Annotated in this window: 23 protein-coding genes; 16 read left to right on the plus strand and 7 right to left on the minus strand. The window is 45.3% G+C overall.

The features are described from left to right. The first annotated feature begins 17 nt into the window (after nt 1-17). The 4 genes from folC (at nt 18) to purF (ending at nt 4,007) form a co-directional block, all read left to right on the plus strand. On the plus strand, nt 18-1,280 hold the full coding sequence (gene folC / locus UF05_RS09305) for a bifunctional tetrahydrofolate synthase/dihydrofolate synthase (RefSeq protein ID WP_045545699.1): 1,263 nt from the start codon (nt 18-20) through the stop codon (nt 1,278-1,280). 14 nt (nt 1,281-1,294) lie between these two features. Next, complete coding sequence (locus UF05_RS09310) at nt 1,295-1,903, plus strand: SPOR domain-containing protein (protein ID WP_015297091.1); 609 nt, start codon at nt 1,295-1,297, stop codon at nt 1,901-1,903. A 61-nt stretch (nt 1,904-1,964) separates the two neighbouring features. After that, the gene (locus tag UF05_RS09315; RefSeq protein WP_031854266.1) at nt 1,965-2,456 is read left to right on the plus strand and encodes a CvpA family protein; all 492 of its coding nucleotides are present in this window, start codon (nt 1,965-1,967) and stop codon (nt 2,454-2,456) included. A 36-nt stretch (nt 2,457-2,492) separates the two neighbouring features. Next, nucleotides 2,493-4,007 (plus strand): amidophosphoribosyltransferase, encoded by a 1,515-nt coding sequence (gene purF, locus UF05_RS09320; RefSeq protein ID WP_005484378.1) that lies wholly within the window; start codon nt 2,493-2,495, stop codon nt 4,005-4,007. Nucleotides 4,008-4,074: 67 nt separating this feature from the next. Here purF and UF05_RS09325 read toward each other — a convergent pair whose 3' ends face one another. Further along, nucleotides 4,075-4,950, minus strand: coding sequence for a LysR family transcriptional regulator (locus UF05_RS09325; RefSeq protein ID WP_005460107.1), 876 nt, complete (start codon nt 4,948-4,950; stop codon nt 4,075-4,077). 272 nt (nt 4,951-5,222) lie between these two features. Between UF05_RS09325 and UF05_RS09330 the strand changes: the two genes are divergently transcribed. The 7 genes from UF05_RS09330 (at nt 5,223) to recR (ending at nt 11,019) form a co-directional block, all read left to right on the plus strand. Continuing rightward, complete coding sequence (locus UF05_RS09330; protein WP_005494426.1) at nt 5,223-6,329, plus strand: response regulator; 1,107 nt, start codon at nt 5,223-5,225, stop codon at nt 6,327-6,329. 242 nt (nt 6,330-6,571) lie between these two features. Continuing rightward, nucleotides 6,572-6,703, plus strand: coding sequence for a hypothetical protein (locus tag UF05_RS26655; protein ID WP_005380608.1), 132 nt, complete (start codon nt 6,572-6,574; stop codon nt 6,701-6,703). Between the two features lie 15 nt (nt 6,704-6,718). Beyond that, complete coding sequence (locus tag UF05_RS09340) at nt 6,719-7,123, plus strand: YbaN family protein (protein WP_025631267.1); 405 nt, start codon at nt 6,719-6,721, stop codon at nt 7,121-7,123. A 165-nt stretch (nt 7,124-7,288) separates the two neighbouring features. Then, entirely contained in the window at nt 7,289-7,834 is a 546-nt protein-coding gene (apt, locus tag UF05_RS09345) for an adenine phosphoribosyltransferase (RefSeq protein ID WP_005460112.1), read from the plus strand. A gap of 8 nt (nt 7,835-7,842) precedes the next feature. Beyond that, on the plus strand, nt 7,843-9,978 hold the full coding sequence (gene dnaX, locus UF05_RS09350; RefSeq protein ID WP_025631268.1) for a DNA polymerase III subunit gamma/tau: 2,136 nt from the start codon (nt 7,843-7,845) through the stop codon (nt 9,976-9,978). An 82-nt stretch (nt 9,979-10,060) separates the two neighbouring features. Further along, nucleotides 10,061-10,390, plus strand: coding sequence for a YbaB/EbfC family nucleoid-associated protein (locus UF05_RS09355; RefSeq protein ID WP_005460082.1), 330 nt, complete (start codon nt 10,061-10,063; stop codon nt 10,388-10,390). Between the two features lie 29 nt (nt 10,391-10,419). After that, nucleotides 10,420-11,019 (plus strand): recombination mediator RecR, encoded by a 600-nt coding sequence (gene recR, locus UF05_RS09360; protein WP_005460088.1) that lies wholly within the window; start codon nt 10,420-10,422, stop codon nt 11,017-11,019. A gap of 51 nt (nt 11,020-11,070) precedes the next feature. On the opposite strand, the gene aqpZ is transcribed toward recR, so the two are convergent. Both aqpZ and UF05_RS09370 read right to left on the minus strand, forming a co-directional pair. Further along, entirely contained in the window at nt 11,071-11,769 is a 699-nt protein-coding gene (gene aqpZ, locus UF05_RS09365) for an aquaporin Z (RefSeq protein ID WP_005460095.1), read from the minus strand. Nucleotides 11,770-11,975: 206 nt separating this feature from the next. After that, the gene (locus UF05_RS09370; RefSeq protein ID WP_005494432.1) at nt 11,976-13,235 is read right to left on the minus strand and encodes an amino acid permease; all 1,260 of its coding nucleotides are present in this window, start codon (nt 13,233-13,235) and stop codon (nt 11,976-11,978) included. A gap of 317 nt (nt 13,236-13,552) precedes the next feature. Between UF05_RS09370 and UF05_RS09375 the strand changes: the two genes are divergently transcribed. The 3 genes from UF05_RS09375 to UF05_RS09385 are packed head-to-tail and all read left to right on the plus strand — an operon-like array spanning nt 13,553 to nt 15,914. Beyond that, nucleotides 13,553-13,933 (plus strand): RidA family protein, encoded by a 381-nt coding sequence (locus UF05_RS09375; protein WP_005479566.1) that lies wholly within the window; start codon nt 13,553-13,555, stop codon nt 13,931-13,933. A gap of 15 nt (nt 13,934-13,948) precedes the next feature. Beyond that, nucleotides 13,949-15,226, plus strand: coding sequence for an L-cysteine desulfidase family protein (locus UF05_RS09380; protein WP_025499567.1), 1,278 nt, complete (start codon nt 13,949-13,951; stop codon nt 15,224-15,226). Nucleotides 15,227-15,254: 28 nt separating this feature from the next. After that, nucleotides 15,255-15,914 (plus strand): helix-turn-helix transcriptional regulator, encoded by a 660-nt coding sequence (locus UF05_RS09385; protein ID WP_005397228.1) that lies wholly within the window; start codon nt 15,255-15,257, stop codon nt 15,912-15,914. A 6-nt stretch (nt 15,915-15,920) separates the two neighbouring features. Here UF05_RS09385 and UF05_RS09390 read toward each other — a convergent pair whose 3' ends face one another. Together UF05_RS09390 and UF05_RS09395 are read right to left on the minus strand one after the other, a co-directional pair. Next, the gene (locus tag UF05_RS09390; RefSeq protein ID WP_005460076.1) at nt 15,921-16,169 is read right to left on the minus strand and encodes a YkgJ family cysteine cluster protein; all 249 of its coding nucleotides are present in this window, start codon (nt 16,167-16,169) and stop codon (nt 15,921-15,923) included. Between the two features lie 127 nt (nt 16,170-16,296). Further along, the gene (locus UF05_RS09395) at nt 16,297-16,545 is read right to left on the minus strand and encodes a GlsB/YeaQ/YmgE family stress response membrane protein (protein ID WP_005397239.1); all 249 of its coding nucleotides are present in this window, start codon (nt 16,543-16,545) and stop codon (nt 16,297-16,299) included. 187 nt (nt 16,546-16,732) lie between these two features. On the opposite strand from UF05_RS09395, the gene UF05_RS09400 reads away from it, so the two are divergent. Then, nucleotides 16,733-17,173 carry a YcgN family cysteine cluster protein gene (locus UF05_RS09400; RefSeq protein WP_005460092.1) on the plus strand — a complete coding sequence of 147 codons (441 nt, stop codon included), beginning with the start codon at nt 16,733-16,735 and terminating at the stop codon, nt 17,171-17,173. Between the two features lie 238 nt (nt 17,174-17,411). Beyond that, a complete protein-coding gene (locus UF05_RS09405) occupies nt 17,412-19,091 on the plus strand; it encodes a mechanosensitive ion channel family protein (RefSeq protein ID WP_005479510.1) in 1,680 nt (559 codons plus the stop codon). 70 nt (nt 19,092-19,161) lie between these two features. Here the strand turns inward: UF05_RS09405 and UF05_RS09410 are convergent, their stop codons facing one another. Beyond that, nucleotides 19,162-19,446, minus strand: a complete 285-nt coding sequence (locus UF05_RS09410) for a putative quinol monooxygenase (RefSeq protein WP_015297084.1) — start codon at nt 19,444-19,446, stop codon at nt 19,162-19,164. A 32-nt stretch (nt 19,447-19,478) separates the two neighbouring features. After that, nucleotides 19,479-19,874, minus strand: coding sequence for a VOC family protein (locus UF05_RS09415; RefSeq protein WP_045545700.1), 396 nt, complete (start codon nt 19,872-19,874; stop codon nt 19,479-19,481). Between the last annotated feature and the right edge of the window lie 7 nt (nt 19,875-19,881).

Below are 19,881 nucleotides of genomic sequence, written 5' to 3' on the forward strand. Positions count from 1 at the left end.
TTAATGGTTAAAGTTAGATGACCCAAAACCCAATTCCTCAAGCCACATCTCCTCTAGCGATGTGGCTTGATTATTTATCAAATATTCATTCCTCAGCTATCGATTTAGGCTTAGACCGCATTCAAGCGGTAGCGACAAAAGCCAATCTCACCAAACCTGCTCCTACCGTAATCACTGTTGCCGGAACTAATGGCAAAGGCTCAACGTGTGCGCTAATGGAAGCAATCTTACTCGACGCTGGCTATTCGGTAGGCGTTTACAGTTCTCCTCATCTGATTCGTTATAACGAGCGTGTGCGCATTAATGGTGTAGACGTGGAAGATGCTAAGCAGTGTGAAGCGTTTGACTATGTAGAAAAACAACGTGGTGACATCAGTTTAAGTCTGTTCGAGTTCGGCACGCTTGCAGCGCTGCGTATTTTCCAAGTCGAAAACGTCGATGTAGTGCTTCTTGAAGTTGGCTTAGGTGGGCGACTAGATGCAACAAACGTCGTTGATCACGATGTGTCAGTGATCACCAGCCTGGCGATCGACCATGTAGATTGGCTTGGTGACGACATCAATGTTATCGGCTTTGAAAAAGCGGGCATCTACCGTGCAGGTAAACCCGCGATTTGTGGTCAACCACTGCCTCCAGCGACGGTTGCAGCCCATGCTGATGATATCTGTGCTGAATTCTTCCAAGTCGGCATCCAGTTTGACTACGCTCTAACTGAGAAAGGTTGGAAGTGGAGTAGTGGTGCTTTTGCGCTTGAGGATCTTCCTCTGCCTTCGCTACCTCTTCCAAATGCTGCCACTGCTTTAATGGCTCTAGGCGCGTCGGAATTGCAAATCACTGACATAAACATCGTGAATGGCTTGAATAATGCTCGACTCGCGGGTCGAATGCAGGTACTTCAACACGAGCCAGAAATTGTGTTGGACGTGGCGCACAACCCTCATTCTGCTGAGTATTTAGTTGAAAAGGTAAAAACTCAGTACGCAGGGAAAACTATCCACGTTGTAATTGCAATGCTGCATGATAAAGACATCAAAGCGACATTGGCCGCACTTAAGCCCATCGCGACGCATTGGTATCCAGCATCGTTGACTGGGCCACGGGCTGCAACGGCGGATGAATTGTGCCAATACCTACCGCAAGGGCAAGTTCAATTCCAAACACCGGTTGAAGCGTTTGAGAGTGCATTAAGCAACGCTGCTTCAAACGATGTTGTGTTGGTCGCGGGCTCATTCCATACCGTAGGTGAGGTATTGGAGCATTGGCAATCAAAGAATAAGTAATCAAAGGTAACTTGATGGCAAGTAAATTCCAAAGTCGTTTAGTCGGCACCATCATTCTAGTCGCAGTGGGAGTCATTGTTCTCCCTGATGTTCTAGATGGTAAAAAACTGCACTACAAAGAAGAATTTGCCAGCATTCCTATCAAACCTGAACTTGATAGTGATGTGGAAAACTTCGAGATCTTAGAGCCAGTAGAAGATGACATTGCGCTACCAGAATCACCAGTAGAGGCGGTCGTGCAAGAGTCAGAAGAGCGTCAGGTTAACGCCTCTCAGCCGGAGCAGAAACCTGAACCTACGCCACAACCCGTCGAAGTAAAGCAACCAAAACAGCCAGAGCAGGTTGAAATTGCTGTTCGTCCAGTTGAAGAAAAAAATCAATATGAAGATTCTGCGTGGATCATTCAGTTGATGGCGCTGAAGAATCACGAAAATGCAGAGGCGCTCGTTGCGGATTTGCAGAAGCGTGGTTACCAGGCTCATACGAAAAAAGAGAACGACTTTACTCGAGTAATTGTTGGCCCTGATGTGTCAAAAAGTAAACTTGAACGACAAGTTCAAGAATTACAAAAAATTACCGGCTCAAAAGGTCAATTGCTCAAATTTAAGCCATTAAATCCATAAGAAAACGTTTGCGTCAGCATTTTTTCTGTTAAAATGCGCGCCAACTTAAGATGAAGAAAACATGAATTGGATAGATTTTATCATTTTGGGTGTGATCGGATTTTCAGCTCTGATCAGTTTAGTTCGCGGTTTTGCTAAAGAAGCTTTGTCTTTGGTTATTTGGTTCGGAGCGTTTTTTATCTCCAGTAACTACTACGCCAAATTGGCGGTGTACTTCACCAATATCAAAGATGATATGTTTCGCAACGGAGCCGCAATTGCGGCGTTATTCGTCGCAACCTTGGTAGTTGGTGCAGTGGTGAATTACGTCATTGGTCAACTGGTACAAAAAACAGGGCTATCAGGTACTGACCGAATTCTAGGAATTGTATTTGGTGGTTTACGCGGAGTCTTAATTGTTTCTGCGGTGCTGTTTTTTATGGATGCGTTTACTGCATTCTCAAGCTCGGATTGGTGGAAAGAGTCACAGTTGATCCCTGAGTTCAGCCGTATCATCGCCCCATTCTTCGAGCATTTACAAGCAACATCAAGTTTTCTGTCTGGCACTATCTAGTAGTGCCAGCTACTGTCGCAAATCGAGGATTAGGACATGTGTGGTATTGTTGGAATCGTGGGCACAACGCCTGTAAACCAGTCTATTTATGACGCGTTAACGGTGTTACAGCATCGTGGCCAAGATGCCGCTGGTATTTGTACCATAGAAAGCAATCGTTTTCGTCTGCGTAAGGCGAACGGTTTAGTCAAGGATGTATTCGAAGCAAGACACATGCAGCGCTTGCAAGGTGAGGTCGGTATCGGCCACGTTCGTTACCCAACTGCGGGTAGTTCAAGCGCCTCAGAAGCCCAGCCTTTCTACGTAAACTCTCCTTTCGGTATTACACTTGCCCACAACGGTAACTTGACCAACGCTCACGAAGTTCGTCAGAAACTGTTTGAAAAAGATCGCCGCCACATCAACACCACTTCTGATTCAGAAGTGCTGCTCAACGTACTTGCACACGAAATTGACACAGTAAAAGGCAATGTGACTGCTGAAGATGTATTTCGTGCTGTTACCAATGTGCACCGTACTATTCGCGGCGCTTATGCAGTAACTGCGATGATCATCGGCCACGGTATGATTGCGTTTCGTGACCCGCATGGTATTCGCCCTCTTTGTTTAGGCAAGCGTGAAGTCGCTGGTCGCACGGAATACATGGTTGCATCAGAGTCTGTTGCGTTGGATGCGGTCGGTTTTGACTTTGTACGTGACGTAGCGCCGGGTGAAGCGGTGTATGCGACATTTGAAGGTGAGCTGTTCACTAAGCAATGTGCAGACAATCCAAAGCTAAATCCTTGTATTTTTGAATTTGTTTACTTTGCGCGTCCTGATTCTTTCATCGATAAAATCTCTGTGTACAGTGCTCGCGTTGAAATGGGCAAAAAGCTGGGTGAGCGAATTCGTGAAGATTACGCCGATCTTGATATCGACGTCGTAATCCCGATTCCTGAAACCTCTTGCGATATCGCACTACAAATTGCTCAAGCGATCGATATTCCTTACCGCCAAGGCTTTGTTAAAAACCGTTACGTTGGCCGCACGTTTATCATGCCTGGTCAGCAACAACGTAAGAAATCAGTGCGTCGCAAGCTAAACGCTATCCGCTCTGAGTTCAAAGATAAGAACGTGTTGCTGGTGGATGACTCTATCGTTCGCGGTACGACATCAGAACAGATCATTGAGATGGCTCGCGACTCCGGCGCGAAGAAAGTGTACATGGTGTCTGCTGCACCAGAAGTTCGCTTCCCTAACGTTTACGGTATCGATATGCCGAGCGCGACAGAGCTGATTGCTCATGGTCGTGACAACGAAACCATTTGTAAACAGATTGGTGCGGATGCGCTTATTTACCAACGTCTAGATGACTTAGTTGAAGCGGTAGGCTTAGGTAACCAAGATATCACGCAGTTCGATACATCAGTATTTAATGGTGAATACGTAACTGGCGATATCGATCAACAATACCTCGACTTCCTAGATGGTTTGCGTAATGACGATGCAAAAACGCAACGTGAAATTCAGCAAGATCTAGCGAACCTAGAGCTGCACAACGAAGGCGCGTAAACCAGCGTCATCATTATCGGGATAAAAAACCAGAGCCTAGGCTCTGGTTTTTATTTTTGTATCATTTTTAGTGAATGTTGTAGGCAATCACAAAGTCGATGAACAGACGCACTTTCTCTGGCAAGTGATCTTTGTGGTTGTACAGCATGTAGATGTCGCGCGGGTTTGCGCTCCAATCTGGCAATACTCGCAACAATTCACCACTTTCGATGTATTCCTTAATCATCACATCAGGCATTAATGTAATACCTAGACCTTCTGAACAAGCACTGCGAACAACATTGAGTGCGTTGGCTTGGAAACGACCACGCTCTACGTTCACCACAGACTCACCTTTGCTGTTGATCAGTGTCCACTTGATAAGTGGGTAGCCTTTTAGCAAAGAGTGGTTTGAGAGCTCTTCTGCGTGGTTTGGCGCAGGGTTGGCTGCTAGATAGTCTTGGCTGGCAACCAAAATATCTTTTACTTCGCCAATTTTACGAGCAATTAGGCTGGAATCTCGTTGCGGACCAACACGGAAAATAACATCCCATTCCGTTGGGTCTAATTGATCAGCGTTGTTCTCTGTCGTCAGCTCGATATTGATATCCGGATACTTCTTCATGAAGTCATTAAACATCGGCATCATCATGCGCTTGGTCAGATTGTAAGGCGCAGAAATTTTAATTTTGCCTGATGCTCCGCGGCAGTCATCGGTTATTTCTTCCGCAGTTGATGTCAGCCTTTGAAGTAGGGGAGAGCATTCATGGTAAAAGCGTTCTCCGGCTTCAGTCAGAGAAAGCTTACGTGCGTGACGGTTCAATAGTCGAAGATTGACAGAGTCTTCTAGCGCTTGAATGCGTCGGGTGATGGTTGCCACCGGGATCATGGTTTTTCGCGAAGTTGCGGTATAGCTCCCATTTTCGACAACCAGTCGAAACAGGTTCAAATCATCTAATTTCATATTTCCAGACACATTAAATTACCAATTATGGCTAATTTATAATTAACTTTGTGATTAAAGCTTGCTTTAAGTCAACATGTTGCATCATTTGAACACAGCAAGAGCCTTGGAGTAAATACTGACAATTTGTATAAATGACTTTTTCAAGCTACGTTTTATAACAAGGCGAAACCGCTTCAAGTCTTGCTGCGCAACGTTTTGCCTATGCAAACACAACAAAAATAATAACTTAAATAATTTTTTTTTGACTAAGCTTTGTGAGGTGTAAAGGTATGTTCAAGACTCACAGTCAAACGGCAATGGTCTCGGCACAGGAAGTGGTTAATCGGAAACTGATCATGTTAGTGGACGATGATCCGATATTTCGTAACGTAACCAATGCTTATTTAGAAAGTCAGGGTTTCAAAGTAGTAGAAGCTGAAAATGGCCTAGAGGCTCTTCATCAACTCAGGGAATGCCAACCCGATCTAGTCTTGTGTGATTTGTCTATGCCCGTATTAGATGGCATAGAATTCGTAGAAGAAGTCAGTCTTGAGTATCCATCGTTACCGCTTATTGTGGTGTCTGGCACAGATGAAATGTCTGATGTCGCGAAAGCGTTGCGTTTTGGTATTAAAGACTTTCTTCCAAAACCGATAGGGAATTATGAACATTTGTCGCAAGCGATTGACAATACGCTTGAGGACTCAGATTGTCATTTTGCCGAACAGCGTGACTTTTCAAGCCAGTGGTTCCGCGTAGATGACGGTGGAGAAATACCAGATGAACAAGAGCTGCACTGGCATTTAGAGTACTTGCAACAAAACCCAAATGCAGCGAGAGATCTGCTGCATGCGTTGTTGCCAGACAAAGACGCCTCTCAAGGTGACTGGCGTTGTTCTTATCGGTTACTACAGTCGGCAGATTTGATGCCTTTGGTGTTTGATTATCGCTGGTTGATGAATGGACAGTTTGCTTTCTACTTAGTGGACTCTGCTTCCCAAGAAAATGGAGGTGTAGCGACAACGCTACTGGTGAGAGCTTTATTTGATGATTACCTAAGAAACTTAAAAAGTTTCAGTGCGGATCTGAAAGACATGGTAAACATCATGGAGAAGGGCATTGAGTGTTCAGATTGTGCTGGTGCGGTGAAGGCGGTATTTGGTGTGGCGGATTTAGCTTCTTCAACCGTATCACTTTTACCTGCTGGTTTGGACAGCCAATGGTCGGATGGACATGAAAATCAACATATTGCGGCAGGCAATCGACTGGGCGATGGCAGCATGAAAAACTTCATCACCCGAGATTTACCGCTGAAGACAACAGGTCAGTTGTCGATAGGTTGTTTAGGTGCATCCAGTTTCAGCCTGAATATTACTCGAGTGAATCGACTCGTTTAGAAAGCCAAACTCGGATCTTATCTTTAATTAATATGGCGAAAGCAGCATGTAATGTGCTGCTTTCTTCTTTCCTGAATCTGTCGTTCTATAACTGATGATTTTATAACCTTACTTTTTGTTGGTGTTTAGATGGGATTGTTTAAGGTATAGTCAGCGCCTAAAACAATAATGACCCATTTACGCAACGTTAATTTAACGCTGCGTGTTGGGAGAAGCAAAGTCAACTAGTGAGAAGAAACATCATGGCAGACAAAGATTTTAAAGAGCCTTATAATATTTTTTACTTTTTAGGTTTCATTGCAGTACTTTTGATCCCAACTCTACCTGCAACGCTAACCTGGCTTCGTGTAATGAACGGTTACGCAGGCTTTTAATCTAGCTATTGTGTATTGGAGTTCACCATTCGTATTAAGCGTTACTTCTTCAATATTGTTGGTGGACTCTGTATAGCGCTTGGCATTGCCGGCATCGCCCTTCCTCTCTTACCGACCACCCCTTTTATCTTGCTAGCAAGCGCTTGTTTTATGCGCGGCAGCCCTGCATTTCATCATTGGTTACACAATCACAAAACCTTCGGCCCTATTTTAGACAATTGGCATCGTCATCGAGCGGTGAGCCCTAAAGTCAAACAACGTGGTGCGGTTTTTATCATTCTTAGTTTCATCGTTTCTATCATCGTAGCCCCCATCATCTGGGTAAAAATTGCTCTTTTAGTGATGCTAATCGTTTTACTCAGTTGGTTTATGCGCCTACCTGTGATTGAGTTGGTTGCTGACAGAGAAGAAAATCACTAAGATTGTAGAGAATAGTGTGCCCGCTCTTCGAGTGGGCGTTTGTATTTTCAGCGCCTGTGACTTTTAAGAAAATAGGCACATAGCGGTGAAAACCTATTGTTCGTTGCCCTCGTGATACTGTGATTAGAATAGAGGGTGATGAGCCAATCTAAGTAAATCGGTATTATGACTACAGAAACAATTTCGCTGATCAAATCTAGCATCAAAAGCATCCAAGATTACCCAAAGCCAGGCATTCTTTTCCGCGACGTAACAAGCCTATTAGAAGACGCAAAAGCGTATCAAGCAACCATTGGTCTGTTGGTTGAACGCTACAAAGACATGGGCTTCACAAAGGTTGTGGGCACAGAAGCGCGCGGTTTCCTATTTGGTGCGCCGCTAGCGCTTGAGCTAGGTGTTGGTTTTGTTCCAGTGCGTAAGCCAGGCAAACTACCTCGCCCGACCATTGCTCAATCTTATGAACTAGAATACGGCATTGATACGCTAGAAATTCACACAGACGCTATCGTAGAAGGCGATAAAGTATTGGTTGTGGATGACTTGCTGGCGACAGGTGGCACGATTGAGGCAACGACAAAGTTAATTCGCCAACTTGGTGGTGAAGTTGAACACGCAGCGTTCGTTATCAACCTACCAGAAATCGGTGGTGATAAGCGTTTAGAAGCATTAGGCCTAAACGTATTCAGCATTTGCGATTTTGAAGGACATTAATACATTCAATGAGTTATTTAGCTTTAGCGCGAAAATGGCGTCCCAATAAGTTTGACCAAGTCGTAGGGCAAAAACATGTCCTAACGGCACTGGAAAACGCATTGGCGCAAAACCGTTTACATCATGCTTACCTATTCAGTGGGACGCGTGGTGTGGGTAAAACCAGTATCGGCCGTTTGTTTGCCAAAGGGTTGAACTGTGAGACTGGTATCACCGCCACACCATGTGGTGAATGTGCTACCTGCCGAGAGATTGATGAAGGTCGCTTTGTTGACTTGCTTGAGATTGACGCGGCATCACGTACTAAAGTTGAAGATACTCGCGAACTGCTAGACAACGTTCAATACAAACCCGCTCGTGGACGTTTTAAAGTGTACCTCATCGATGAGGTGCACATGCTGTCGCGTCACTCTTTCAATGCGTTATTAAAAACCTTGGAAGAGCCGCCAGAGTATGTGAAGTTTTTGCTCGCAACAACCGATCCACAGAAGCTGCCAGTTACCATTTTATCTCGTTGTCTGCAGTTCCATCTCAAGCCAATCAGTGTTGATGATATTCATCAGCAACTTGACTACATTTTGGGTCAAGAGCAGGTTTCAGCAGAGTCCAAAGCGCTCGGTATGATCTCCCATGCCGCTGATGGCAGTATGCGTGATGCGCTGAGTTTGACCGACCAAGCGATTGCCTTAGGCAATGGTGCGGTGCAAACCGACATCGTTAGCCACATGCTGGGAACCATCGATACGGATCAAGCGATTCACTTGCTTGAGTCGATCAGCAGTAAACAACCTCAACAAGCCATGGATAAAATCCACCAATTGGCGGCGAATGGTGTTGAGTGGGACGGTTTATTGCAACAAATAGCGACGCAGTTACATCGCATCGCTATGTATCAAGCACTGCCTGCGTCACTAGACCGAGCACAGCCTGATGCAGAAAAAATCGAATTATTAAGTAAAGCGCTCAGCCCACAAGATGTGCAGCTTTACTATCAAATTGCGCTAAAAGGTCGTGAAGATCTGACGCTGTCTCCAAATGGCCGTGTTGGTATGGAGATGATCGTCTTGCGTATGTTGGCTTTTCGTCCATCAGCGAATAACGGGGCAAATATCGTTACCGCAGGATCTCAACCTCAGTTGAGTCAGACGCCAAATGCGAGTCTAACGAATTCAGCGCCAGCACAGCAGGCTCCGGTAGCACAACAGCAGTCGCGCCCAAATCCAGTGCAAGCACAACAATCTGTTTCGCAGCCCGTTCGTCCGTCAGTGAATCAGCCTGCGTCAATGAATGAAGAGCCACAATATCAGCCAGATTATCAGACTGGTGGTTATGATATGTCGCCTCCTCAGTACGACATGGCTCCGCCAATGAGCGAAAACCCAGCGCCAGCGGTTCAACCTCAGCAAGAAAGCGCGCCTGCACCATCAAGAATGGGTGCGGCAGGCTTACGCCATCAGTTACGTTCACAGCGTAAGCAGGGCTTACAGCAAAACACAACGCAAAATGGTGGCACAAAAAAGCCTAAAGCGGCACCTGCAAAACCAGAATCGGTCATCGACCGAGTAGCGCAATTGCATGGCAATTCCGCGCAGGTGTCGCCAAACTCAACGCCAAAGCCTACTGAACCAGAAGTTGAAGAAGCGTATCGCTGGCGTCCAAGTAAGCCTGTTGAGACGAAAGTTAATACTAAGCTGACACCTACGCAGCTCAAGCAAGCGCTTGAGCATGAAAAAACACCAGAAATGGCACAAAAGCTGATTGATGAGTCACTTGAACAAAACGAGTGGGCGAAAATGATCAGTTTGATGAACCTGCCTAAGCTGGTGGAACAACTTGCGCTAAACTCTCACTATAGTAAAGAAGGCTCGACCGTTTCTTTACAGTTGAGAAGCAGCCAAGCACACTTAAATACAGATAGAGCTCAAAGTGAGCTGCTTAACGCACTAAACACGGTTTTAGGTGAAGAGTGTCACTTGAGTATCGAAGTAGGAGAGAGTGGCGAAACACCACTTGAACTGAGAGACAGGCTCTATCAAGAGAAGTTACAACAAGCGCTGAACAGCTTGGAGAACGACCCGAATGTCGACTTTATCGAGCGTCGTTTTGCTGCAGAGCTTGATAAAGATAGTGTGCGCCCTATCTAACTAACAAACGGAATGGGGTTGAAAACGTCAAGTGATAACCCCATTAACTGATGCAACACCCAATTAAACCAGAGAGATAAACATGTTTGGTAAAGGCGGTATGGGCAACCTAATGAAGCAAGCCCAGCAAATGCAAGAGCGCATGCAAAAGCTTCAAGAAGAAATCGCGAATATGGAAGTAACTGGCGAGTCTGGTGCTGGTCTAGTTAAAGTAACAATCACTGGTAGCCACAGTGTGCGTCGTGTTGACATCGATGAAAGCTTGATGGAAGACGACAAAGAAATGCTTGAAGATCTTATCGCTGCGGCATTCAACGATGCAGCACGTCGCGTTGAAGAAACTCAAAAAGAGAAAATGGCTTCTGTAACTGGCGGTATGCAACTACCACCAGGTATGAAAATGCCATTCTAATCTGCTGACATCTAATTAAGCGGATTTTCATGCGTACCAGTCATATGCTGGAACAATTGATGGAGGCCTTACGTTGTCTACCTGGGGTAGGTCCCAAGTCGGCGCAACGTATGGCCTTTCATTTGTTACAGCGTGATAGAAAAGGCGGTCTGCAACTGGCAGATGCGCTGAGTCAGTCAATGACCGAAATTGGTCACTGTGCTGAATGTCGAACTTTTACTGAAGAAGAAGTTTGCCACATTTGTACTAACCCAAAACGCCAAGAAAACGGCCAAATTTGTGTAGTAGAAAGCCCGGCAGATATCGCGGCAGTCGAAGCGACGGGTCAATACTCCGGTCGATACTTTGTGCTTATGGGGCATTTGTCTCCGCTTGATGGCATCGGTCCAAGTGATATTGGTTTAGACGTGCTTGATTATCGTCTACGTCGAGGTGATATTTCTGAAGTGATCCTTGCAACCAACCCAACGGTTGAGGGAGAAGCTACTGCTCACTATATTGCGGAGTTGTGCAGAGAGCACCAAGTCGAAGCTAGCCGTATCGCGCACGGTGTGCCTGTAGGTGGGGAGCTTGAGCTCGTAGATGGCACGACCTTGTCACACTCATTATTGGGTCGACATAAGATTTAATAAAAAGCCGCTGAATTCAGCGGCTTTTTTGATCTTGGGAGTTGGGAACGATTAATCGTTCGATTCTTTACCAAGAAGGTTTTTGTAGATAACCGCACCAAGTACGCCACCCACAATAGGTGCAACCCAGAACAGCCATAACTGAGAAACTGCCCAGTCACCTACATACATTGCGACTGCTGTACTACGAGCAGGGTTTACTGAGGTATTAGTCACAGGAATGCTGATCAGGTGAATAAGAGTCAGACACAAACCAATTGCAATAGGCGCAAAACCTTGAGGTGCACGTTTGTCTGTCGCCCCCATGATAACGATAAGGAACATCATCGTCATCACGATTTCAGAAACTAGCGCAGCAAGCATTGAGTACTGACCTGGTGAGTGTTCACCATAACCGTTGGCGGCAAAGCCAGAACCAACAACATCAAATCCAGCTTGTCCTGTCGCGATGACATAAAGAATGCCACCAGCGATCAGCCCGCCGATCACTTGTGCGATGATGTAAGGCGCAACGTCTTTTGTATCAAAACGACCGCCAGCCCAAAGGCCAACCGTCACTGCAGGGTTCAAATGGCAACCTGAAATATGACCGATTGCAAATGCCATGGTTAAAACGGTTAAACCAAAGGCTAGAGCGACACCCAGCAGACCAATACCAACGTCTGGAAAACCTGCAGCCAACACTGCGCTACCGCAGCCGCCCAATACTAGCCAGAACGTACCAAAAGCCTCAGCCAAATACTTGTTCATGTTATTTCCTAATTTCTAATTAAATGACCCGCTGAACATAGTCGAGAATTGTCAATAAAGTGTGAGGGAGATCGCGTAAAAACTGCGAATAGGACGGTATGTGGCAAGAGTTCTCAAGGATGAGATAAAAGCAGGGAGAAGAGAGGTTGAATCTTCAGTTTGCCTTGGCCATCACTACCTGAGTAACAGCCAAGGCAACGTAGGTTTTAACTAAATGCGACGAAAGGCGATACGCACAGCAAAATACCAGTAGCAATAATCAAGTAAAGCGACGCGCCTTTGTATTTGTGTAAAGAAGGCACTTGGTAGACAAGGTAAGCTGGAATCAAACAGCCAATCAAGCCAAAGATAGGGCTACATACTGATGTAAAGCTCAGGACTGGTAGATTCAATACAATTGCCCCCCACGCCATGAGAATCGCAAAGAGAATGATTCCCTTGGTGACCAAGTCTTTATTGATCTTCTCTTCAGGCATGACCTTTTTTAGAGCCAGCATCGCTAGACCTTGACAAGAATCGCGGAAACCCAAGTACACACCAAAAAACGCGGTCATTACTGAGAAAATATTCAGCATTAAACTCATTAGTTTTAGCGTCGTGCCGTCCATACCTTGCGCAACCATTGCAAGAGCAGAGATGTTCTCTTCTGCTGCTTTAACCGCTTGTTCATGTGACATCGCAAGCGTAAAGGAAATCGCGTAGAAGAAGACCGTCACAAACAAGATACCGAAAGCAATTTTCATTGCGCGCATGGCTTTAAAGCGAGCTACCTCAATCGATTTTTCTTTTGATCGGTATGAGATCACCATTGGGCTCAAGCTTTGAATAAAGAGAATAGACGTTAGAGTAAACGGCAGTAGTTCAATTGCATCTTTCAAACCAGCGCCTGTTTCTGGAATCGCACCGACATTCGCTACATCCCATTTTTCGATCATCATGACGCCAAGTAATGCAACGGTACAAAGTTTAATCAGCACAAGACCAGTACTGACCTTAAACAAAATCTTTTCGCCACGAGATGCAATAGCGACCAGCGCGCACACTAAAGCCAGACCATATAGCGGGTTTTCAGACAGTAAACCTTCCGTGATGCCAAAACTATGTAGGAAAGATGCCGAGTCATTGTTGATGGCTGTTGAGTAAACAAAGACCCAAATCACCAACATGATGAAGTAGAGCACACCTAATAACGCCCCCCATTTGTTACCAAGGTAACCGGAAATGACGCCAGCGTAATCTTGGCACTTTGGTGAACTTGAGAGAGTGTTGATGAAAAGGCGTTGGAACAAGTACATCGCTGGGTAGCCGATCACGGCAGAGGCCAAGAATACCCAAAGGCCCAATACGCCTACTTTTACTGGTAAAAAGACAATACCGGCACCGATTGCCATGCCGATACTCATGATCACCCATCCCCAGTCTGTGCTATCAAACTTGGTCGCGGCTTTCCACTCGTCTAGGGCCATGCCTGCTTTTACGTGCGGTGGCTCTTTACCGATAGGTAAGGTTTGTGTAGGTGCTGTCACGCTCATTTTATTGTTTCTCTTGTTAGTATGAATTTTTCTCAAATTTAATTGAGAAAACACATATCACCAATTTTTTTGTGGAAAATTCAGATAAATTTGAGAGCTTGGCGAAAAAGTTCAAATAAATTGGATTTTTTAACGAATTTTGTGATCTGCTCTAGTTGTTTGATTCATATTTAATTGAAAAAATAACGCTAATACGGAAGTAAAATTAGAAACTTCTTAATAAAAAATAAAATTTATGTGAGGATTTAAAAATGAAAGAATTGATTTCATCTGAACACGCGCCTGCTGCTATCGGACCTTATTCACATGGCACTAGCTATGGCGATTTGATTTTTACTTCTGGTCAATTACCCGTTGATAAGGCAACAGGAAAAGTAGTTGAAGGCGGCATCAGTGCACAAAGTCATCAATCTCTTACTAACTTGAAGCACGTTTTAGAGGCTGGTGGTGGCAGTGTCGATACTGTTTTAAAAACAACGTGTTACCTATCGAATATTAATGACTTTGCCGAGTTTAACAAGGTCTACGCAGAGTTTTTCCAACAAGATTGTCCGGCACGCAGTTGCTTCGCAGTGAAAGATTTGCCTCTTGGCGTGTTAATTGAAGTCGAAGCGATTGCTCATAAAAAGTAATACGGAGAACAGAGCATGAACCAGCAATGGACACAATATATCCAAATCATTAAGCAAGTTGTGAAACCTGCATTAGGATGTACAGAACCCATTGCTGCTGCGTACGCGGCAGCAGTTGCTAGAAAAGAGTTAGGCACATCCGATATTGATGCGATAGAGGTGCGTGTTTCAGACAACCTATTTAAAAACTCGATGGGTGTTTTCGTACCCGGAACGGGCAAGATAGGCCTCAAAATTGCCGCCTCAGTTGGTGCATTAGCTGGTGACCCAACAGCAGAACTGGAAGTGTTGGCTCGGATTAATGAGCAGGATGTCGCTGCTGCGCAACAATTGATAGATGAAGAGCGGGTAACTGTAGCGCGCATGGATACGCAAGAATTCATTTATTGCAGCGTAACGCTCACCTCTGGTGACGATGTTGTTTCGGTCACGATCAGTGGCGGTCACACCAACATTATCCAGATCATGCGCAATGGCGACGTGATTTTTGATGCTCCACCGCAGCAACGCGTTGCAACCGCTTCTGTTTGTGAAGGTGTGGATATTTCGATCAAACAAATCTATGAGTTTGCCACTCAGGCGCCTTTTGAGGAGATCAAATTCATTCTCCAAGCTGCAGAGCTTAATACCTTGCTGGCTCAAGAAGGTATCGACCGAGGTTACGGCCTAGAAATTGGACGCACGCTAAAAGGCAACATCGAGCAAGGCTTATTGGGCAACGACTTAATGAGTCGTATACAGATGATGACATCCGCGGCGTCTGATGCTCGCATGGGAGGGGCGACGTTGCCAGCCATGAGCAATTTCGGCAGTGGGAACCAAGGTATCGCTGCCACAATGCCAGTCGTAGTTGCGGCTGAAGCATTCCAAAACGACGAAGAACAGCTGGCTCGCGCGTTGATCATGAGTCATTTAGGGGCTATTTACATCAAATCTTATTACCCACCGTTATCCGCATTTTGTGGCAACACTGTAACCAGTGCGGCGGCATCTATGGCGCTGGTATATTTAGCTGGTGGTACATTCGAGCAATCATGCTACGCCATTCAAAACGTCATCAGCGACAGTTCAGGTATGGTGTGCGATGGTGCGAAGTCCTCTTGTGCGATGAAAGTGTGTACTTCGTCGACAACGGCGGTGCGCTCATATTTGATGGCGATGGGTAACCACAGTGTTAAGAATCAAGGTATAGTAGGCGAAGAAGTTGAGCAAACGATAAGAAATGTTGGCTCAATGGTTCGTTTCGGTATGCCGTATACTGACAAATCTATTATCGATATTATGTCGGCCTAACCTCCAGTTTTTGCTAAGGGAAGTAACATTGCTACTAAAGAAACTCACCAAGAGTGATCTCGATATTTTGAACTCTATGAAAAACGTCGTGGATGGCATTGCACGTATGTATGGTGAACACACTGAAGTGGTTCTCCACAGCTTAGATGCCGAAGCGCCGGAAATCATCAAAATCGCAAATGGGCACGTGACGGAACGCAGTGAAGGTGCCCCAATTACCAACTTAGCGAGAATGAAGTTAAGAGAGGGCAAGGACGTTTCTGATTCGTATCTGACGAAAACGTCGAACGGAAAGACCTTGCACTCCATTACGACAATTGTCAGAAATCCAAAAAACAAACCGATTGGTTTGCTGTGTATCAACGTGGATATGGATGCACCGATGCAGGCATTTTTAAAGGCAATGCTGCCTCAGCAACACACCGAGTGTTGTGTTGGTGGTGCTCGCTCACCAGAAACGTTTGCGCGTAATATTGATGAAACCATCATCAGTACGATAGAAACCGTGCAAACAGAAGTGTGGGAAAATGAAGCCATTGCGCCTTCTAAACGCAACCGTGAACTGGTGACACGACTGCATGGCCTAGGAATTTTTAAATACAAAGACGCTGTTTTAATGGTTGCAAACCATCTTGGTATATCGCGCGATACCATCTACTTGTATTTGCGAGAGCTTGGTAACGACTAAACGGGTTTAAGTAAGTTGCTCTAGCTCAGTGATGTTGTCGAGCGCTTCTTGGTTGGTTTTGCCACACACAACCGGACACGGCTTAAAATCGTGACAAACTTTAGGGCGTTCAGGCTTACCAAACAGCTTACACAAATTGTCATCGTTGAGTTGCACGCAACGAACACCTGCTGGTTTGCCCTTGGGCATTCCAGGTATCGGTGAAGAGATACTTGGCGCAATACAGCAAGCTCCGCATCCTAATCGACAATCCATAATGTAAACCTCTTAAAAATTGAGGGGGCAATTATGGTCATTTTGACGTGGATTGGAAGAGTCGCTTAAGAAAAAATAAAAAGGAGCACTCAATAGAGTGCTCCTTTTTGCTTTTAAACCGTTGTGATCATCTCAAGAAGCGATTGTAAACAAACAGCAGAATAAACGCGCCCAGCGTTGCGGTAATGATACTGCCGATGTTTACACCTGTCGCGCCACCAAATCCAAGAATGCCGCCAAGGAAACCACCAACAAAGGCACCGGCAATCCCGAGCAACATGGTTGCGATCCAGCCTCCACCATCTTTTCCTGGCATCAACCATTTCGCTAAGGCCCCGGCGATCAAGCCCAAAATAATCCAAGAAATGATACCCATGAAAACTCCTTAATTCCTTCGTGATCAATGAAATAATGCGAACTCGTATAAGGATAGAACAGTTAATTGAAAATGGTTGAATATCGTATTAGATACTTGATGCCGATTGGAGATCGTCTCAAAACTTGAACTTTTGCGGCGAGAAGAGTATAAATCGGCCCCTAATTCCCTTGGTGAGACCTGAAGTATGAGCACTCCATTTTGGCAAAGTAAATCGTTAGAACACATGAGCGAAGAGGAATGGGAATCTCTTTGTGATGGGTGTGGCAAGTGTTGTCTGCACAAGCTAATGGATGAAGATACCGATGAAATCTACTACACCAATGTGGCGTGTAGCTGGCTGAACAGCAAAACATGTTCATGTAAGGACTACCCAAATCGCTTTACCTCTGGCGAAGAGTGCACCAAGCTGACACGCGAAGACATCGACGATTTCACTTGGTTACCGCACACGTGTGCTTACCGTCTGTTAGCCGAAAATCAGCCATTACCAGAATGGCACCCGTTGATTACGGGCTCGAAATCCGCAATGCACGCGGCGGGCGAAAGCGTCCGCAACAAAGTGGTGTACGAAATTGATGTGGTGGATTGGGAAGACCACATTTTGAATCACCCAAATCGCCCATAGCCAAATTGAAACAAGCCTTTTACTAACAGTGAAAGGCTTGTTTGCTTTTAGGGTCAATAAAAGACCGGATTCTCATAAGTGATGACAAAACGACGGTCATTGTTGAACTCTGACGCTTAATTAACTAAATGCTGCTCGGTTTGCAATTTAGTGATGTAAACTTAGGGCATATCATTTCAAGGCTTTACATTCCGATTCTTGATCGCTCCGATCGGGATTCGTTTCCTACGAGGTAAAAATGACGTTTCATTTCCCCCTGAAAAATCGCCAGACACCTTGGGTAGCGATATTCGCTTTATTCATCACGATGATGACCCCTATTTTTGTGCAAGCCACAGAAAGCACAGAGCCTCCTATTATCTCTGAAGCAGAAGCTTCTATAGATAGCTTGAACATCGACATTGTCGATTTATCGCAAAGCCTATCGCAAACGGCAGGTGACGAGCGTGATGCGCTTCAGCTACAACTTTTCCAAAAAAATGAAGAGTTGAGAAATCAATTAGCGTCCGCGATTGAGCGTGAGTCCATCCCTCGTGACAAGCTGATTAAGCTCGTCAAAACGCAAGAAAAGTACTCAAAAGACGCGACCGATTATCTGACGACCAAAACCAAAGAAGTCATTGAAGAGTTAAACAAAGCGAAAGACGAAGAAAAGCTCGCGCTTATTAACGATTACCGCGAGCTTCAACATTACTTGGATGTGAGCTTTGATTCGAGCTGGCAGAATTTGGCATGGCTCAAGCAATTAGGCGTTCAAAATGAACGTGCAGAAGCGGAATTGCAAGATAAGTTAGATAAACGCATGCGTTTGCTATCGGCATCGATGGCGTATCTGCGTCAACAAGCAGAAATCATTGGTACGCAGCTTTCATCCAGCCCTGAATCAGAAAAAGCGTCTTTGCAACTTAGCCAACTGATCGTGAAGCAGAGACTGAATATCGCAACGGAAAGTTTGCGTAACCTGATGTCGATCGGCGACAAAATGGGTATTGAGACGTCGGAGTACAAGCGTCAGATCTTTGAAATCACAGGCAGCATCACGCACGACTTGCTAGACACCAAAGTGGTGTGGTCCATCATCAGTCACTGGTCAAACTCCGCGGTGGATTGGTTTGCGGAAAACGCACCACAGCATATCTTCCAGCTATTCGTGTTCGCGCTGATCTTATTGATTGCTCGTGCACTGGCTAAACTCACGCGCAAAGTGGTGAGCAAAGCGGTGTCTTCTAAGAACTTGAAACTTTCCCACCTAATGCAGGACTTCTTTATCTCCATGTCCGGTAAAGTGGTGTGGGTGATTGGTATTATGGTTGGCCTGTCGCAGATTGGCTTGAACTTAGCGCCAATTCTGACTGGTTTCGGTATTGCCGGTGTGATCATTGGTTTCGCGTTGCAAGATACGTTGTCGAACTTCGCAGCGGGTATGATGCTTTTGATTTACCGTCCGTTTGATGTGGGTGATTTTGTCTACGCTGGTGGTGTGGATGGCAAGGTAAGTCACATGAGCTTAGTGAACACCACGATTCGCACCTTCGACAACCAGATCATCATTGTGCCGAACAGTAAGATTTGGGGAGATGTGATCAAGAACGTAACCCATGAGCGTATTCGCCGAGTAGATATGGTGTTTGGTATTGGCTACGCAGACGATTTATTGAAAGCGGAATCGGTACTAACGGATATCGTGACTTCACACCCTGCGGTACTTCGCGCGCCTGAGCCAATGATTAAAGTGCACACTTTGAATACTTCGTCGGTAGATTTCATCGTTCGCCCTTGGGTAAAAACGGATGACTACTGGGAGGTATATTGGGATGTAACGAAAGAAGTGAAGTTACGCTTTGATCGCGAAGGCATTTCGATTCCTTTCCCACAACAAGATGTGCATTTGCACATGGTGGAGAAAAAAGACGCGTAATCGCGTGTCATCCAAATACGAAAAGGCACTCGATAAAGAGTGCCTTTTTATTTGCGGTAAGTTTTGTGTCTTACAGTTCGTTAAAGAACGCTAACTTCGGTTCGCATTCAAGCAAGTTTTCAATCTGGTTGATCAAACGTGCAAAGTGCTCAGTTTTACCGTGAAATTCGAACGCTTCTTGGTCTTTAAATTGCTCTTGAAAAACGAAGTGGCTCGCGTTGTCTTTATCTTGGAACAACTGATAACGAACACAACCGTCTTCATTGCGAGTTGGCTCAAGCGCTTGAGTTAGCACTTCTTTCAGTTGTTGTTCTTTCCCCGGTTGTGCGTGAAAGGTAGCAGTCAAGTGAATCATAATTTTTACTCTTTTTTAATTATCGGTTTTAGTTATAGGTAGCGTCCCTGTCGTTGCAGGAACTCAATTTTGTAACCGTCAGGATCGGTGACAAAAAAGAAGGTCGCTAAGTGTTTTTGCTGGTGGTCAAACGCTTTGATGTCACCTGCTTCAATACCTAGAGATTTAATTCGTTTGTGAGCTTGTTCGATGTCGTCCACACTAACGGCAAGGTGGCCGTAACCAGAGCCGTGAGTATAAGGTTCGCTTTGGTCGTGGTTTTGGGTAAGTTCTAATTCAAAGCCTGTTTCTTCATTTGCTAGATAGGTTAGGGAGAAACCATCAAAAACGTATTGGTCTTTGATCTCTAGCTCAAGTGCGTCGCGGTAAAATTGTAGGGAACGGTCCAGATCGCGTACTCGGATCATGGTGTGTATCATTTTTGTCATGAGTACT

The organism is Vibrio sp. S457-15 (assembly GCF_000960545.1).
GTDB lineage: Bacteria > Pseudomonadota > Gammaproteobacteria > Enterobacterales > Vibrionaceae > Vibrio > Vibrio parahaemolyticus.

Coding starts and splice junctions, on each gene's coding strand:
- UF05_RS09405 (WP_005479510.1), top strand. CDS start 17,412: ATGACGTTTCATTTCCCCCTGAAAAATCGCCAGACACCTTGGGTAGCG.
- UF05_RS09390 (WP_005460076.1), bottom strand. CDS start 16,169: ATGGATTGTCGATTAGGATGCGGAGCTTGCTGTATTGCGCCAAGTATC.
- purF (WP_005484378.1), top strand. CDS start 2,493: ATGTGTGGTATTGTTGGAATCGTGGGCACAACGCCTGTAAACCAGTCT.
- UF05_RS09330 (WP_005494426.1), top strand. CDS start 5,223: ATGTTCAAGACTCACAGTCAAACGGCAATGGTCTCGGCACAGGAAGTG.
- UF05_RS09355 (WP_005460082.1), top strand. CDS start 10,061: ATGTTTGGTAAAGGCGGTATGGGCAACCTAATGAAGCAAGCCCAGCAA.
- UF05_RS09410 (WP_015297084.1), bottom strand. CDS start 19,446: ATGATTCACTTGACTGCTACCTTTCACGCACAACCGGGGAAAGAACAA.
- UF05_RS09310 (WP_015297091.1), top strand. CDS start 1,295: ATGGCAAGTAAATTCCAAAGTCGTTTAGTCGGCACCATCATTCTAGTC.
- UF05_RS09415 (WP_045545700.1), bottom strand. CDS start 19,874: ATGACAAAAATGATACACACCATGATCCGAGTACGCGATCTGGACCGT.
- UF05_RS09315 (WP_031854266.1), top strand. CDS start 1,965: ATGAATTGGATAGATTTTATCATTTTGGGTGTGATCGGATTTTCAGCT.
- UF05_RS09370 (WP_005494432.1), bottom strand. CDS start 13,235: ATGGCCCTAGACGAGTGGAAAGCCGCGACCAAGTTTGATAGCACAGAC.
- recR (WP_005460088.1), top strand. CDS start 10,420: ATGCGTACCAGTCATATGCTGGAACAATTGATGGAGGCCTTACGTTGT.
- aqpZ (WP_005460095.1), bottom strand. CDS start 11,769: ATGAACAAGTATTTGGCTGAGGCTTTTGGTACGTTCTGGCTAGTATTG.
- UF05_RS09395 (WP_005397239.1), bottom strand. CDS start 16,545: ATGGGTATCATTTCTTGGATTATTTTGGGCTTGATCGCCGGGGCCTTA.
- UF05_RS09375 (WP_005479566.1), top strand. CDS start 13,553: ATGAAAGAATTGATTTCATCTGAACACGCGCCTGCTGCTATCGGACCT.
- UF05_RS09400 (WP_005460092.1), top strand. CDS start 16,733: ATGAGCACTCCATTTTGGCAAAGTAAATCGTTAGAACACATGAGCGAA.
- UF05_RS26655 (WP_005380608.1), top strand. CDS start 6,572: ATGGCAGACAAAGATTTTAAAGAGCCTTATAATATTTTTTACTTTTTA.
- apt (WP_005460112.1), top strand. CDS start 7,289: ATGACTACAGAAACAATTTCGCTGATCAAATCTAGCATCAAAAGCATC.
- UF05_RS09325 (WP_005460107.1), bottom strand. CDS start 4,950: ATGAAATTAGATGATTTGAACCTGTTTCGACTGGTTGTCGAAAATGGG.
- folC (WP_045545699.1), top strand. CDS start 18: ATGACCCAAAACCCAATTCCTCAAGCCACATCTCCTCTAGCGATGTGG.
- dnaX (WP_025631268.1), top strand. CDS start 7,843: ATGAGTTATTTAGCTTTAGCGCGAAAATGGCGTCCCAATAAGTTTGAC.
- UF05_RS09380 (WP_025499567.1), top strand. CDS start 13,949: ATGAACCAGCAATGGACACAATATATCCAAATCATTAAGCAAGTTGTG.